A 15,682-nucleotide genomic window follows, 5' to 3' on the forward strand; every position below is an offset into this window, starting at 1 on the left:
GCTTTGTTAAATTAGTTCAGCTACTTAATTATAATAACACCTAGAACGAAGGAAAATAACATGGCAAAAGGCCAGTCGTTACAAGACCCATTTTTAAATGCGTTACGTCGTGAGCGCATTCCAGTATCAATCTTTTTGGTTAATGGCATTAAATTGCAGGGTAAAATCCAGTCATTTGACCAATTTGTTATTTTACTTGAAAACACCGTAAATCAAATGGTGTATAAACACGCTATTTCAACTGTTGTTCCAGCGCGTTCTGTTAACTTCCAAGGCGTTCAAGGAAGTGATGATTCAGAAGAGCAAGAATCTGGAAATTTTTAAACTTAGGAGCGTAATGCTTGTTTGACCGTTATGAAGCCGGCGAACAGGCAGTTTTAGTTCATATCGACTTACCTAAAGAGGGGGATCGCGAAGATCTTCACGAATTAGAGTTGTTGGTATCTTCTGCTGGTGTTAGTAGTTTGGCGATTGTGCAAGGCAGTCGTCAAGCACCGCATCCGAAACTTTTCGTCGGGACCGGAAAAGCAGAAGAAATCGCTGAAACTGTCAAAATCCACAATGCAGATGTCATTATTTTCAACCATCAACTTAGCCCGTCACAGGAACGCAATTTAGAGCGCGTTTGCCAGTGCCGCGTTCTTGATCGTACGAGTTTGATCTTAGATATTTTTGCGCAGCGAGCGCGTACTCACGAAGGTAAGCTTCAGGTTGAGTTAGCTCAGTTACGCCACATTTCTACTCGCTTGATCCGTGGTTGGACCCACCTTGAAAGACAAAAAGGCGGGATAGGTTTACGTGGCCCAGGTGAAACCCAGCTCGAAACCGATAGACGATTACTGCGAGCAAGAATTAAAAACATTCGTGCCCGTTTAGATAAAGTGGCTGTTCAACGTGAGCAGGGGCGACGTGCGCGTACGCGAAATGAAATCCCAACTGTGTCACTAGTAGGTTATACCAATGCGGGTAAATCAACGTTATTTAACCGTATTACAGACTCAGATGTGTATGCTGCTGATCAGCTATTCGCTACCCTAGATCCAACCTTACGCAAGTTAGATATAGGCGATATAGGTCCAATTATTTTAGCGGATACGGTAGGTTTCATTCGTCACTTACCTCATGACCTTGTTGCAGCATTTAAAGCGACCTTAACAGAAACCCGTGAAGCTGATTTACAGCTGCATGTTATTGATGTGGCTGACCCTCGTCGAAAAGAAAATATTGAGCAAGTACAGTCTGTTTTAAAAGAAATCGAAGCAGATGAAGTACCGCAATTCTTGGTTTATAACAAAATTGATGCGCTAGATGACGTTGCGCCACGTATAGATAGAAACGACGAAGGTCAACCGGTACGAGTCTGGTTATCGGCGCGCACTGGCGTTGGCTGTGAACTGCTAAGTGAGGCAATTAATGAGTTACTTGCCAAAAAGATGTTTGCTGATGAGCTAAAATTACCTCCACAACATGGTCGTATTCGCGCAGCATTATTCAACTTAAATGCAGTCCATCAAGAACGTTTTGATGAGCAAGGAAACTGGTTATTATCGGTACGCTTGCCAATGGCAGAATGGAATCGCTTGAAAAAAGAGATGGGACAAGACCTAGACTCTTTCGTAGTGACTGATTAAAAATCACCAGCATTTGTCTTTTTTAGTATGAGAAATGCTGTAGATTTGATAGATTTAACCTAATTCATTTAGATAACAATGGAGTATAGCTATGGCCTGGAATGAACCGGGTAATAATGGCAATGATAAAGATCCGTGGAATAATAAAGGCGGAAAAGATCAAGGCCCACCTGATTTAGACGAGGTAATGCGTAAGTTCGGCAACAAGTTTGGCGGTTTATTTGGTGGTAATAAGCCAGGTAAAAACGGCGGTGGACTTGGTGGCGCAGGCATTTCTTTCATCCTTATTATTGCCATCATTGTATGGGCATTAAGTGGTATTTACACGGTAAAAGAAGCTGAGCGCGGTATTGTTTTACAATTTGGGCAATACGATCGCATTGCAGAACCTGGCTTACGTTGGAAAATGACCTTCATTGAACGCGTGATCCCTGTTGATATCGAAGCGGTACGCTCGTTATCTGCTAAAGGTTTTATGCTTACTGAAGACGAAAACGTGGTAAATGTCGAGTTTGAAGTACAGTACCGTGTTATCGACCCACATCTTTACAAGTTCAGTGTTACTGATGCTGACCACAGCTTACAACAAGCACTTGATAGTGCATTACGTTATGTAATTGGCCACGTAAAAATGGACCAAGTGTTAACAACAGGCCGTGAGTTAGTGCGTCAACAAACGTGGGATGAGCTTAACAAAATCATCGAGCCATACAATCTAGGTATTATTGTAAGCGATGTGAACTTTAAAGATTCACGTCCGCCGGGTGAAGTAAAAGACGCGTTTGATGACGCTATTGCTGCACAAGAAGATGAAGAGCGTTTCATCCGTGAAGCAGAAGCCTATGCTCGTGAAATTGAACCTCGTGCCCGTGGTCAAGTTACTCGTATGACGCAAGAAGCAGAAGCGTACCGTGAACGTATTACATTAGAAGCACAAGGTGAGGTAGCGCGTTTTGAAAAGCTATTACCTGAGTACCAAGCTGCTAAAGAGGTAACCCGTAAGCGCTTATATATCGATGCGATGGAAGAAGTGCTAGGTAACAGCTCTAAAGTGTTAGTTGATGTTGAAGGTGGTAATAACATGATGTATTTACCGCTTGATAAAATCATGGAAAAGCAAGGCACAGCAACACGTGTTGCACTACCAAGCTCAAGTGATATCAAAGACCTTCGCAATAAAATAAACACGTCGCGTAACAGCACGGTAAATTCAAGTAATGACCGTTTCGCAACTGACCGTTTTAATGAGGGGAGATAAGCAAGATGAAAAATTTTAGTTTAGTAATACTTGCCCTTGCAGTTGTGCTGTCTTTCTCAGCGATTTTTGTTGTGCAAGAAGGCGAGAAAGCAATCGTACTGTTATTCAGCAAAGTTGAAAAAGACAGTGATGATAAAGCTGTAGTGTATGGTCCTGGTTTGCATCTAAAAGTGCCTTTCTTTAGCCAAGTACGTCGTTTAGATGCACGTATTCAAACGCTGGATGGTGCACCTGACCGTTTCGTAACAAGTGAGAAAAAAGACTTAATCGTTGATTCTTACGTTAAGTGGCGAATTAATGACTTTAGTGCATTTTACCTTCGTGCCCGTGGTGATAAGCAATACGCTGAAACACTACTTAAGCAAAAGGTAAATAATGGTCTACGTACTAACTTCGGTTCTCGTACTATCAGAGAGATTGTTTCTGGTGAGCGTAGTGAACTGATGGAAGAAGCATTAGTTCAAGCGTCTGAAAGTGCACAAGAGCTAGGTATTGAAGTACTTGATGTACGTGTTAAGCAAATTAACTTACCGCAAGAGGTGAGTAGCTCAATCTTCCAACGTATGCGTGCTGAGCGTACTGCGGTAGCAAAAGAGCACCGCTCTGAAGGTCAAGAAAAAGCTGAAACAATTCGTGCCGAAGTCGACCGCCGCGTAACAGTAATGCTTGCAGATGCTGAACGTAATGCTCGTACAGTACGTGGTCAAGGTGATGCCGATGCTGCCGCTATCTATGCAAACGCTTATAACAAAGATGCTGAATTTTTTGGTTTTGTGCGTAGCCTAGAAGCTTACAAAAATACCTTTAAAAATAAGCAAGACGTGATGGTCATTTCACCTGATAGCGACTTCTTTAATTATATGAAAGGTACAAAAGCACAGTAATTAATATTTGTGTGGTAAAAGCCCTGCAGTTTGTGGGGCTTTTTTGTTTCTGAGCGTGATTAATTTTTATCTTTAACTATTTTATAAACCTCTGTTCTGCATGTAATTGTTTGATTAATTGAGATGATAAAAATTCAGGCGCAGAAAAAATAAGCTAAACGGGGTGATCTTTCACCTCGTTTTCTGATAAAATCTCGTCCTAATTTTTTCTAAGTGAATTTGCAATGGGTAAAAACGTTGTTGTACTAGGCACCCAATGGGGTGACGAAGGTAAGGGTAAGGTAGTTGACCTCCTTACAGACAAAGCATCTTTAGTAGTTCGTTATCAAGGTGGTCATAACGCAGGCCATACTCTGGTAATCAACGGTGAAAAGACGGTTTTACACCTTATTCCATCGGGTGTATTACGTGACAATGTTAAGTGTGTGATCGGTAATGGTGTTGTTTTATCACCAGAAGCATTAATGAAAGAAATCGGCATGCTAGAAGAGCGTGGCGTACCAGTACGTGAGCGCTTATTAATCAGCGAAGCATGTCCATTAATTTTACCTTTCCACATTGCATTAGATTTAGCCCGTGAAAAAGCACGTGGCGATAAGCCAATTGGTACTACAGGTCGTGGTATCGGTCCAGCTTATGAAGATAAAGTAGCACGTCGTGGTTTACGTGTAGGTGACTTATTCAACCCTGAACAGTTTGCTAGCAAGCTTAAAGAAGTATTGGAATACCATAACTTCACTTTAGAGCATTACTACAAAGCTGAACCAGTTGACTTCCAAAAGACATTTGACGATGCAATGGCTATCGCAGATATCTTAAAAGCAATGGTTGTTGATGTTACTGAGCTTCTTGACCAAACGCGTTTAGCGGGCGACAACATCTTATTTGAAGGTGCGCAAGGTACATTACTTGATATCGACCACGGTACTTACCCGTACGTAACATCATCAAACACAACAGCTGGTGGTGTAGCGACTGGTGCTGGTTTTGGTCCATTACACCTTGATTACGTGCTAGGTATTATCAAAGCTTACACAACACGTGTAGGTTCTGGTCCATTCCCTACAGAGCTTTACGACGGTCTTGATAAGCAAGATCCAGTTGGTAAGCACTTAGGTGATAAAGGTCATGAGTTCGGTGCGACGACAGGTCGTTTACGCCGTACAGGTTGGTTAGACGCAGTGGCAATGCGCCGCGCAGTGCAAATCAACAGCATCTCAGGTTTCTGTTTAACTAAACTAGACGTTTTAGACGGTTTAGAAACATTAAAAATCTGTACTGGTTACCAGTTAGAAGATGGTACAGTAACGAACGTTACACCATTAGCAGCTGAAGGTTACGAGAAAGTAACACCAGTATACGAAGAGATGCCAGGCTGGTCAGAAAACACAGTAGGTGCTACGTCAGTTGATCAATTACCGCAAGCGGCACTTGATTACATCAAACGTATTGAAGAAATCACTGGTGTTCCAGTTGATATCATCTCTACTGGCCCAGACCGTGTAGAAACTATGGTATTACGCAGCCCGTTTGCATAATCGTCATAGTGACTGAAAAAGCTGCCTCGGCAGCTTTTTTTGTGCCCCAAATTCACTCTGGAATGATAATTGTATATTATTTGCTAAGACTGACTTTATTTAAGTGATTTTGATGCGTGTTTTATTGCCTTTAACATTACTCTTCTCAAGCCTGAGTATGGCTGAAGAGCCTATCACAGCTGTGCCTCTTTACACAGAGAGCGAGTTAATAGGCTTGATCAATAAAAATACACACCTTGCACGTGTCAAGGCAGATGATTGCCAGTTAGTGCAAGATATCGAAGCGCGAGCCAATAAAATGGCACTGCCATCATATCAGTTCCTGTATGGCGATATGCTAGCTTATGCGGTGTGTGTAGACCGTAATGTAGAGTTAGGGGTCTATTACATGCGTCAAGCTGCCCAGCAAGGGCTTGGTGCGGCATTAGAGCAACTAGGTCGCTACTATGATGTAGGCCAGTTAGTGCAGCAAGATAAAGCAATGGCGGTGACCTATTTACGAGAAGCATCAGCTCAAGGTAACCTAAAGGCACAAATGCGTTTGGTTAATCTATTTAATCAAGGTTATGGCAGCCCACGAGATTATGAAGACGCCTACCGTTGGTTATTTCATTCAATGGTTGCCGATAAAGCAACTCACAAGAAAGTCGAAAATTTACTCGCTAAGCTTGCCGAAAAAATGCCAGACAGCGTCGTTGCACGCGCCCGTTTACCTATGTAGGCAAATACAAATACATATAAAAAAGGCCAGCTAATGCTGGCCTTACTGTTATTTCTCTTCTTTATTTTCTTTCGGTTTGCCGTTGTTCGGGTCTTTTAGCACCGATAGTTTAGGCGGTTGAAGTGCCACAATACGTTCACCTACTTGTGGAGGTTTTTCCATATTTGTAGTGAACGGGCGAATTTTAATAGGCGTATCGTCATCATCGCTTTTTTCACCATTTAAAATAAATAATGGGATTGCTTCGCTATTAACTTCTTTATATTGATCCCAACTAAACTCTTCAGAAATACGCGTCGCACTAACTTTGCCGCCTTTGGCAATTAAGCTGCTTAAACGGGCATAAGCGCCATTGTCGCCAAACAGAATTTGTCGTGACAAGAAGGTCGCACTGTCTTTATTCGCTTTTGCATGGTTAGTCGAAGAGCGCAAAGAAAATACATTCTTTTCGTCGAACAAATGCGAGAAGTATTGTACGCCTAATGCATTGTGATGGCGGTTAGGTGAAAGCGCGAGTACGCTACGAATTGTTGTTAATGGTAAATACCGCTCCGCATGCTCTGACTGCGGATTACCATAGTAACAAGGTAAGCCATCCATGCGTGCCATTTTACAGTTTTCCCATGCAGGATCAGATAAGTGCACCGGAATATTTTGATCTTTTAAGCCGCAAGCAATAGCACGGGCTACATGGTTTGCGCCAATAATTAAAATAGTATTTGGCGCAGGCTGGCGTACTTTTAATAACTTTGCCAACGGTGTTGCTGTAAGGCTTTGCAGTACTACAGTAATAATAATTACAGTAAATATAAGTGGCACTATTTTTTCAGCATCGGCAATGCCAGCTTCGACCATACTTAGAGCAAATACAGAGCCCACCGCAGCGGCAACGATACCCCGTGGTGCAATCCACGACAGAACTAAACGAGACTTAAGTGGTAAATCAGTTTTAAAGGTCGATATTGCAATACAGGCTGGGCGAGCCACAAAAAGCACGATGGCTAAGAAAATAAACACATCGCTATGTAACATCATTAAATCTGATAGCTGTAGTCGGGCTGCAAGTAAAATGAACAGTGATGAAATTAAGATCATCGAAAGGTCTTCTTTAAATTCAAGCACAGAGTCAATTTCGAGATCATCTTGGTTAGCAAGCCAAATACCAAACACGGTAACAGCGAGGAGGCCAGATTCATGGCTTAGGTGGTTCGAAACCGTAAAGCTAATCAGTACTAAGGCTAAAATGCCAAACTTGTGTAACTCAAATGGTAGCCATTCTCGGCGTATCAGCAATGTGGTAAGCCAACCGGCAACGACACCAATGGTTAAACCAACTCCCAGGGTTTTAAAGAGCGCGATAATGGTATGACTCAGTACTTCGCCTTGACCTACAAGCATGACAGCTTCAAATACTAGTACTGCGAATAATGCACCTATAGGGTCTATAACAATACCTTCCCAACGCAAGATGCGGTCAATATCTTGAGTAGGTCTCATAGAGTTTAACAGCGGCGCAATAACTGTAGGTCCAGTTACAACAAGCACCGCCCCAAGTACTGCAGCAACTCGCCAGTTCAGCTCTAAAATCCAATAAGCGCTGAAGCTGATTACTAAACAAGTCGTGAGCATTCCTATAGAGCAGAGGTTACGAACTACCTTACCAATCCCTTTTAACTCTCTGAAGTGTAAGGTTAGTGAACCCTCAAATAAGATCACCGCCACACTCAAAGAAACTACAGGGAAGAGTAAATCGCCCAGTAGAGCGTCAGGTTCTAGTACGCCACTAAATGGCCCTAAAACTAAACCTGTTAGTAGTAAAAATAAAATAGCGGGTACGCGAAACGCCCATGCGACCCACTGTGCTAATACTGAGCACAATGCGATCCCTGCTATATAAATTGCTGACATAGAATAAATTATCCTTTTGTTACTACTGTTCAAAAAAGGTCGAATCACATTATTTATGATGTAATGCAATCCTCAATTAGACCTTTGAAATAAAATTGCCTGCTTATTAAAGCTTACTCATCACTATAGACACAAGCAAACTTGATGCTTCAAATACGATTTTAGTCGTTATTACTACTTTTTGGGGTTATATCTAAAACAAAAGTCAGGTTTGCAGAGAAAAAATCATTAGGGCTAACATATGGTGATCTAACTTATTGTTAAAAAGTATTTATTTTTCCTATTTATGGCAAGTATAAAAGCTGTGATTACTTTTCGCCCTTGATCTTTACCCCTGATTTCCCGTATTATATTTCGTGTTCAAACAATTTGATATCTAAATGTTTATCGGTGTTGCTACAGTTTTATAGAGCTTTACCTCTAAATAATCAATTGTTTGTAACAATTTTAGTGTTTTATACACTTTGTTTTCTAATTAAATAGAAATGAGCTTTCCCGTGTTCAGTGTGTATTTATTACGTGTTGAATAGAATATAAGTTCATTATCTGGTCAATGTTTAGTTCCCATCGTGGCAGCTAAATCTCGGTCATACAATCTACACCCTATCTGTTGGTGTACCAGATTGTATAGGCTCTATGTATGTTGTTATTAATAAAAGCCTCACACAGCTTTTTACAGCGATACATAAACAACACTTATCTCTTTTTATCAACTTATGGTTTATAACCGTTTGGTCTACTGACTGAATAAAAGTTGTGCTATATCTAATCGCAGTACTTGCGTGGCGTAGTCGTGTGCATAGATAAGTTGTTTGGCAAAGTGATAATAGTCAGTGCGTTTAGTAAAGCTAAACGCGAGTCTTTTAATCAGTGGCAAATTGGCACTGAACAGATAGTAAAATGGAAAGTTGAACAGTTATGCAAAAGTTAAATTGGCGACGTATAGTACTAAAAGTAGGTAGCGCATTAATCGCACCCGAACAAGACGGGTGTCGCTCACGTTATTTACTGACCATTGCACAGTTCATCGTTCGCTGTCGAGCGCAAGGTATCGAAGTTATTTTAGTATCATCGGGTTCGGTAGCTGCTGGTTCGCATTTATTCCCTGAACAAGAAAAGCGTTCAGTGACGATGAAAAAAGCAATGGCTGCTGCCGGTCAGACAGAAATGATGGCGATGTGGGATCGTTTCTTTGATTTCCCATCAGCACAGATTTTATTAACTCATGGTGACTTACGTGACCGTGAGCGTTATACAAGTATCCGTGAAACCGTTTTCACCTTACTTGAGCATGGTGTATTACCTATCATTAATGAGAATGACACGGTAACAACTGATGATTTAAAAGTTGGCGACAATGATAACTTGTCGGCAATGGTAGCCGCAGCGGCGGATGCAGATGCATTGATGATTTTTTCGGATGTTGATGGTCTATATGACAAAAACCCGAATTTACATGAAGATGCAGTGCTATTACCAGAAATTGATAGCATCGATGAATCAATTTACGCCATGGCCGGTTGTGCAACCAGTGCCGTTGGTACAGGTGGTATGAAAACGAAAATCGAAGCGGCTGAAAAAGCCACTTCACATGGTATTACAACCTTTATTTTAAATGGTTTTAAAGAAGAGACATTTAACCGACTGCTTGCGGGTGACAACCCAGGTACTATCTTCAAACCATATGAAAAACCGATGCAAGAAGCAGTGCATTGGATGACTCACACAGCTAACGAGCAGGGTGAGGTTGTCGTTGAAGGTTCATTCGATGAATCATTAAAAGATGAAGACGGTTGTATTCGTAGCGATGAAATCGTTGCAGTACACGGAGAATTTGGCGTAGGCGATACCATTTTAGTTCGTAGTGATGATGGTACGCGTCTAGCAAAAGCAACAGCGAACTACAGTAGCTGTTTATTGAATTTTATTGCTGACAACGAGCAAAGTGAATTTAGCGAAAAAATGCAAGATTCAATCGGCCCAGTTGTTTCAGAGAAAGATATCGCATTATTGGAGAAGTCATGAGTTTAATTACGGATATTTCGAGTCAAGCTGCAAAAGCTGCAACCCAGTTAGCTTTACTTGATACTGCTACTAAGAATCAAGTGTTAACTGAGATGGCAGAGGCGTTACGCGAAAGCAAAGCGTTTATCATCAAAGAGAACGAAAGCGATTTAGCGGCAGCACGTGATAATAACCTTGCTGCGTCTATGATTGACCGTTTAACGCTTAACGATGAACGCATTGAAGCAATGGCTGAAGGCATCGAAGTAATTGTTAGCCTTGATGATCCTGTTGGTCAATTACGTGAAATTTCAGAGCGTCCAAACGGTATTAAGATCAGCAAGATGCGCGTACCACTGGGTGTTGTGTGTATGATTTATGAAGCACGTCCAAATGTGACGGCTGATGCCGGTGCGTTATGCTTTAAATCGGGTAATGGTGTTATTTTACGTGGTGGTAAAGAAGCACTTCGCAGCTCGCAAGCAATCGCAAGTGTAATGCACAAAGTACTTGAAAAGCATGGTTTGCCGGCTGCGTTGATTTCAGTGATCCCAGATCCAGACCGTGGTCTGCTCATGGAGCTGATGCAACAGCGTGACACTATTGATTTAATCATTCCGCGTGGTGGTGAAGGTTTAATTAATTTTGTAACAGAAAACAGTACTATTCCAGTGATCCAACACTTTAAAGGTGTATGTCACCTTTATGTAGATAAAGACGCTGATCTGAACGTAGCAATCAATTTACTATTAAATGGTAAAACCCAGCGTACAGGTGTGTGTAATGCCCTAGAAGGTTTAGTGGTTCATCAAGATATCGCTGATGAGTTTTTAAACCTATGTGCAGTTGTTCTTCGTCAAGAAGGCGTTAAAGTAAATGCAGATGCGAAAGCTGCCGAGTACTTTGATAATGCAACAGTACTTGCTGACGACGAGTTTGGTGAAGAGTACTTAGATTTAGAAATCGCAATTAAAGTTGTACCTGACTTTGCCGGTGCCATTGATCATATTGCTAAGTTTGGTTCAAACCACACTGAAGTGATTTGTACTAAAGACCAAGCTGCGGCGCAGTTATTCCAACGCAGTGTGGATGCATCTGTGGTAATGGTTAATGCATCATCGCGTTTTTCTGATGGTTCACAGTTAGGTTTAGGTGCCGAGATTGGCATTGCGACAACTAAGCTACATGCTTACGGTCCAATGGGTCTTGAGTCACTTACAACTGAAAAATACTTAGTGAATGGCGAAGGTCAAATTCGTGAGTAATCACTAAAAAGTAATTGCTTTAAAAAGCCGGGCTTTGCTCGGTTTTTTTGTGTCTAAAACAAATAAATAAAATGAATCGAAATATGAATATGAGTTTGTTTAGATATTTAATTTGGCAGATTGCCTAAAGAGAGGTAGGAAAGTGGTGGAGCTAAGCAGGATCGAACTGCTGACCTCCTGCGTGCAAGGCAGGCGCTCTCCCAGCTGAGCTATAGCCCCACATTCCTAAATACAGGATGCTTAAGTCTTGCGTCTCAAGCGGGGTGAACTTTAAATATTTTTGCATTTGTGGTCAAGTATTTTTTTTAAAATGTTCGAATTTTTACTCTGTTGTTTTATTTTTGGTAGACTAAAGCGCATTCACTGTTTAAGGCTTATCCAATAATGAAAAAAATAGCATGGCTTTTGGTTGTTTTACTTGCCGGTTGCGCAAGCCAACAAGAAGCGCCTCCTTTTGAAATCAATAATAAGCAGTTTTACGAAAAAAATGATGAGCAAGGCAATAAAATCTTTGCCTATGTGGTGTCAGTTAAAGCACAGGGCAGACGCCCGATTAATCTTGATAAGCCAATGACACGCAGGCAGTTTAAAGATTTTGCCGAGCAAGAAGTATTTGAAGAGTCGAGCAACTTAAAACTTATGCTCGAAGACCAAGCGGTTGAATTATTAAATGAAGAGCTTAAAGAACGACAATACTGCGACGATAAACACGTTATTGACGAAGTATTATGGCGTGATTTAAGTGTGCAATTACGAGGACGTTGTTTGTAAATGTATGCAGATAAAAGCAAGTTAGCTGCTACGCTAGCTCAATTAGATATTAATTATGATGTGATTGAGCATCCACCATTACACGGCAGCTTAGATGCCGATAAGTTTATGCTCGATAGACCGGGCACACGTTTAAAAAACCTGTTTTTACGAGATAACGAAGGTAAGCGCCACTTTTTAGTGATCACCGCTCACGACAAACAACTCGACTTAAAAGCCATTGCTCAGCAGCAGGGGTTATCGCGTTTAGGGTTTGCATCCGATGAGCGATTAGCGCGTTATCTTAAAGTGCCACCGGGCTGTGTTTCTATGTTGGCACTGTTAAACGATAAGCAAAATAATGTCACTCTTTGGCTAGACCAAGAAATTTGGTTTAACGAGCTTTTTCATTGTCACCCTTTTGAAAATACCGCCACTTGGCTGATGAAAAAAGGTGACTTAGAGCTGTTTTTTGAAAGTACCGGGCATCAACAGCGTATCGTATTTCTACCTGCCAAATAAACTAAGCTTAAACCTACTAAGCAGACTAAAAGTAGCACGGTCATAAAGGCAACTTGGCCGTGTTGCTGATATACCAGCCCTGGCAATAATGAACCTAATGCCCCACCGCTATAATAAAACGATACATAACCGCCATTGGTGACACTTGCAGGTGCACTGCTGATTTTATTTACCAGTGGAGCGGCACTTGAGTGGATCACAAACATTGCGCCACAAAAGCCAGTAAAAGCAATAACAAAAAGTAATAACTGTTGGCTCATCAATAGCACCATCGTCAGGCTATAGAATACAAAAACCCAGGTTAGTAAACGCCAAGGTGTTGATGACTTTCGTAACAGCCAAGGTGTGGCTATGGAAGCCAGCGCGCCCAGCAAGTAGCCGCTGTAAACCAGTCCGATGTCTCGGGTGTTAGTGATAGCAAAACTGTCTTGAAGAATGAAAGGTAAATAATTTAACAGTGCCGCAAAACAAAAGAACATACAAAATACCGCTCCATAGAGCTTTAATACCAGTGGATCTTTTAATTGCTTTAGATACAACAGCGGTGACTTTGCAGCATGAATACTCGCACCTTTGTTTGATTTAGGAATGGCGAGTGCAAATAGTACTAACCCAAGCGCAATCACATAATAAAAACTTTGCCAGCTTAAAAAGTCAGTAAACAAGGCGGCGAGCATACGTCCGAAGTAGCCACCAACAATGGTGCTGCCAATGTAAAGTGTCATATTACGTTGTAATTGGTCGGCCTGAAAAGTCACACCAATATAACTGGTCATGGCAGTGAGCGCTGCGGGTAGGGTGATCCCTTGTATAAAACGAACCAGTAATAGCAACTCAAAGCTTGGTGCTAAAGTAAAAGCGATACAGCTGATTGCTAACACAAACATGGCAATCTTTAGAATTGTGAGTGGGTTTCGCTTAGCTAAAAACAAGCCATACACTAAAGGAGCAATGGCTAGTGGCAACATAGTTGCGGTCATTAAGCTACCAGCAGTGGCTGGCGATACAGAAAAATGACTGGCAAATAATCCAAGTAAGGGTTGTGGGGCGTATAAAACAAAGAAAATAAACACAGAGCAAAGTAACAAATGGCGCAGCTGCATTTTTAGCTCCCAAGAGGAAAAGCCTTAGCTTATCGGGTACAGGCTTTTTTACAAGTTCAAAGGCGACTAAAATGATAAATCTTGCGTTAAATCAATATGTCATGATTTCATCGCGTGTTAATCTCACATCAATATACTCGATTGCTGTGAATCAAGTGAGCTCAGTACTGTTATTTGTTGGCAGAGCTGATTAAAATAACCCTAATACGCATTAATAAATTGGAATTTCGTCATGGGTTCATTACAAGATCAATTACTTAAAGCTGGTCTTACTACGGCACATAAAGCTAAAGTAGCCAAATCTGAAAAGCGCAAACAGCAAAAGAAGAAAAAGAAAGGTGCGACGAGTAATCCTAGCGATCTGCAAAAGCATATTGAGCAGACTAAGCTTGAGCAACAGAAAAAAGCCGACGAGCTTAATAAAGCGCGTTTAGAAGAGCAAAAGCAACGTGAGCAAGTGGCTCGCGTTAAACAGATTTTAGAGCATCACAATCAAGATGAGATCCGTGGTGATCGTACATTTAACTTCACTTATCAAAATAAAGTGAAAGAGCTCGAAGTAAACGAAAAAACACAAAAGGCCCTAGCTGGTGGCCGTTTAGCAATTTGTGTTTTAGAAGGCCAATTTTTTGTACTGGAAGACGAACCAGCACGAAAAGTCGCTGAAGTCAGCGAAGACTACATAGTGTTCCATGTTGAGCCTGAAGATAAGCAAAAGGATGAAGATGATCCGTATGCTGATTTTGAAGTACCTGATGATTTAATTTGGTAGTGACTGTTTCTATTGCCGTTACAATTTTCGGGTGCAATATTGTTAAATCATGGTCTACACTAAAGAAAATGTTTAATAACCCGTCAAAAAAGAGAAGATACAAATGAGCAAGATCACGAAAATTTTATGTGGGGCTGGCATTGCAATGGCTGCAAGCCTATCTTTCAACACTATGGCTGCGGATGGTGCAACACTATACACAGCTAAGCTTTGCCAAACTTGCCACGGTGCAGAAGGTAAAGCGCCTATCATGCCTCAGTACCCTAAATTAAATGGTCAAAATAAAGAGTACTTACTAGCACAAATGAAAGACATTAAGTCAGGTGCACGTAGTAATGGCATGTCTGCTGCAATGAAAGCAATGGTTGCAAACGTATCTGAAGAAGAAATGGCTGCAATCGCTGATTACTTATCGCAAGTAAAATAAATACCATTTTAGCGTGAAAAGGCCACATCAATTGATGTGGCCTTTTTGTATCACCTATTGATCATCTATTAATAGTAATTTAGACTTCTATACATCTATTTGTGCAGTGTCACATATACAAGGTTTTCCATGTTTGACTTACCAAAACTCGATTTAAAAAATAAAGTATCTGAACAAGAATGGCAGCTTCGTGTTGATTTAGCAGCATGTTACCGTTTAGTTGAGCACTTTCGGTGGGGGGATTTAATTTATACCCACCTATCGGCACGTTTACCGGGCACAGATCACTATTTAGTTAATGCATTTGGTCTTAGTTTTGATGAAGTGACGGCATCAAACCTTGTGAAGGTGGATTTAGCTGGCAATATTCTTGATGACACGCCATTTAAAATTAATCCGGCTGGTTTCACTATTCACAGCGCGATTCATGAAGTTCGTGATGACGCGCATTGTGTTATTCATTTACACACAAAAGAAACTATCGCCGTTGCAACGCAAGAAAAAGGCCTATTACCACTAAGCCAATACTCAATGTTCTCATTGCCATCATTGTCTTATCATGGCTACGAAGGGTTAGCGGTAAACAGTGATGAGAAAAAGCGTCTACAAGATGATTTAGGCACCACAAATCACATGCTATTGGTTAACCACGGTGGCTTAACCGTTGGCCCAACAGTGGGGGATGCCTTTATGCGCTTTTATGATTTGCAGCGCGCCTGTGAAATTCAATTGGCTATTCAAGCCAGTGGTCAAACGGCAATCCCGGTACCACAACCTATTATCGATAATATTTATAATCAAGCGAATGTCGTGCATAGCGGCAGCACAGGTGGCCAGTTGGCTTGGCCAGCCATGTTGCGTAAAGCTTATCGTCTTGATCCTAGTTTTGCTCAGTAAGG

The 15,682-nt window shown here is 41.3% G+C and carries 15 protein-coding genes and 1 tRNA gene; 13 read left to right on the forward strand and 3 right to left on the reverse strand.

Translation table 11 applies throughout. From position 1 onward, the window contains the following. Nucleotides 1–60: 60 nt before the first annotated feature. The 6 genes from hfq (at nt 61) to ISP07_RS11200 (ending at nt 6,032) form a co-directional block, all read left to right on the forward strand. Nucleotides 61–324, forward strand: a complete 264-nt coding sequence (gene hfq / locus ISP07_RS11175) for an RNA chaperone Hfq (protein WP_054552435.1) — start codon at nt 61–63, stop codon at nt 322–324. Between the two features lie 17 nt (nt 325–341). Continuing rightward, entirely contained in the window at nt 342–1,631 is a 1,290-nt protein-coding gene (hflX, locus tag ISP07_RS11180; protein WP_209327658.1) for a ribosome rescue GTPase HflX, read from the forward strand. 91 nt (nt 1,632–1,722) lie between these two features. Beyond that, complete coding sequence (gene hflK / locus ISP07_RS11185; protein WP_054563492.1) at nt 1,723–2,889, forward strand: FtsH protease activity modulator HflK; 1,167 nt, start codon at nt 1,723–1,725, stop codon at nt 2,887–2,889. 5 nt (nt 2,890–2,894) lie between these two features. Further along, on the forward strand, nt 2,895–3,773 hold the full coding sequence (hflC, locus tag ISP07_RS11190; RefSeq protein WP_062566639.1) for a protease modulator HflC: 879 nt from the start codon (nt 2,895–2,897) through the stop codon (nt 3,771–3,773). Between the two features lie 224 nt (nt 3,774–3,997). Further along, entirely contained in the window at nt 3,998–5,311 is a 1,314-nt protein-coding gene (locus ISP07_RS11195) for an adenylosuccinate synthase (RefSeq protein ID WP_054552439.1), read from the forward strand. Between the two features lie 112 nt (nt 5,312–5,423). Next, nucleotides 5,424–6,032 carry a tetratricopeptide repeat protein gene (locus tag ISP07_RS11200; protein ID WP_138600165.1) on the forward strand — a complete coding sequence of 203 codons (609 nt, stop codon included), beginning with the start codon at nt 5,424–5,426 and terminating at the stop codon, nt 6,030–6,032. A 48-nt stretch (nt 6,033–6,080) separates the two neighbouring features. Here ISP07_RS11200 and ISP07_RS11205 read toward each other — a convergent pair whose 3' ends face one another. After that, nucleotides 6,081–7,940: a cation:proton antiporter gene (locus tag ISP07_RS11205; protein WP_138600166.1), complete on the reverse strand. Its 1,860-nt coding sequence runs from the start codon at nt 7,938–7,940 to the stop codon at nt 6,081–6,083. A 918-nt stretch (nt 7,941–8,858) separates the two neighbouring features. Between ISP07_RS11205 and proB the strand changes: the two genes are divergently transcribed. Together proB and ISP07_RS11215 are read left to right on the forward strand one after the other, a co-directional pair. Beyond that, nucleotides 8,859–9,965 carry a glutamate 5-kinase gene (gene proB, locus ISP07_RS11210; RefSeq protein WP_138600167.1) on the forward strand — a complete coding sequence of 369 codons (1,107 nt, stop codon included), beginning with the start codon at nt 8,859–8,861 and terminating at the stop codon, nt 9,963–9,965. Continuing rightward, complete coding sequence (locus tag ISP07_RS11215; protein ID WP_138617986.1) at nt 9,962–11,209, forward strand: glutamate-5-semialdehyde dehydrogenase; 1,248 nt, start codon at nt 9,962–9,964, stop codon at nt 11,207–11,209. Before proB ends, ISP07_RS11215 begins: the two co-directional genes overlap by 4 nt. Nucleotides 11,210–11,352: 143 nt before the next feature. Here the strand turns inward: ISP07_RS11215 and ISP07_RS11220 are convergent. Continuing rightward, nucleotides 11,353–11,428 (reverse strand) — tRNA-Ala (locus ISP07_RS11220). 165 nt (nt 11,429–11,593) lie between these two features. On the opposite strand from ISP07_RS11220, the gene ISP07_RS11225 reads away from it, so the two are divergent. Continuing rightward, nucleotides 11,594–11,980, forward strand: coding sequence for a hypothetical protein (locus tag ISP07_RS11225; protein ID WP_054563498.1), 387 nt, complete (start codon nt 11,594–11,596; stop codon nt 11,978–11,980). After that, nucleotides 11,981–12,481 carry a prolyl-tRNA synthetase associated domain-containing protein gene (locus tag ISP07_RS11230; RefSeq protein WP_209327659.1) on the forward strand — a complete coding sequence of 167 codons (501 nt, stop codon included), beginning with the start codon at nt 11,981–11,983 and terminating at the stop codon, nt 12,479–12,481. It begins immediately after the preceding gene. Here ISP07_RS11230 and ISP07_RS11235 read toward each other — a convergent pair. Next, nucleotides 12,448–13,584, reverse strand: coding sequence for an MFS transporter (locus ISP07_RS11235; protein ID WP_209327660.1), 1,137 nt, complete (start codon nt 13,582–13,584; stop codon nt 12,448–12,450). The two genes, ISP07_RS11230 and ISP07_RS11235, sit on opposite strands and share 34 nt — an antisense overlap. Before the next feature lie 232 nt (nt 13,585–13,816). Between ISP07_RS11235 and ISP07_RS11240 the strand changes: the two genes are divergently transcribed. From ISP07_RS11240 to ISP07_RS11250, 3 genes are all read left to right on the forward strand, one after another. Continuing rightward, the gene (locus tag ISP07_RS11240) at nt 13,817–14,356 is read left to right on the forward strand and encodes a DUF2058 domain-containing protein (RefSeq protein ID WP_054563501.1); all 540 of its coding nucleotides are present in this window, start codon (nt 13,817–13,819) and stop codon (nt 14,354–14,356) included. A gap of 103 nt (nt 14,357–14,459) precedes the next feature. After that, entirely contained in the window at nt 14,460–14,783 is a 324-nt protein-coding gene (locus tag ISP07_RS11245; protein WP_209327661.1) for a c-type cytochrome, read from the forward strand. 129 nt (nt 14,784–14,912) lie between these two features. Further along, nucleotides 14,913–15,680 carry a class II aldolase/adducin family protein gene (locus ISP07_RS11250; protein WP_054552449.1) on the forward strand — a complete coding sequence of 256 codons (768 nt, stop codon included), beginning with the start codon at nt 14,913–14,915 and terminating at the stop codon, nt 15,678–15,680. Nucleotides 15,681–15,682: the final 2 nt, after the last annotated feature.

The sequence above is a fragment of the Pseudoalteromonas sp. PA2MD11 genome, assembly GCF_017808125.1.
Taxonomy (GTDB): Bacteria; Pseudomonadota; Gammaproteobacteria; order Enterobacterales; family Alteromonadaceae; genus Pseudoalteromonas; species Pseudoalteromonas simplex.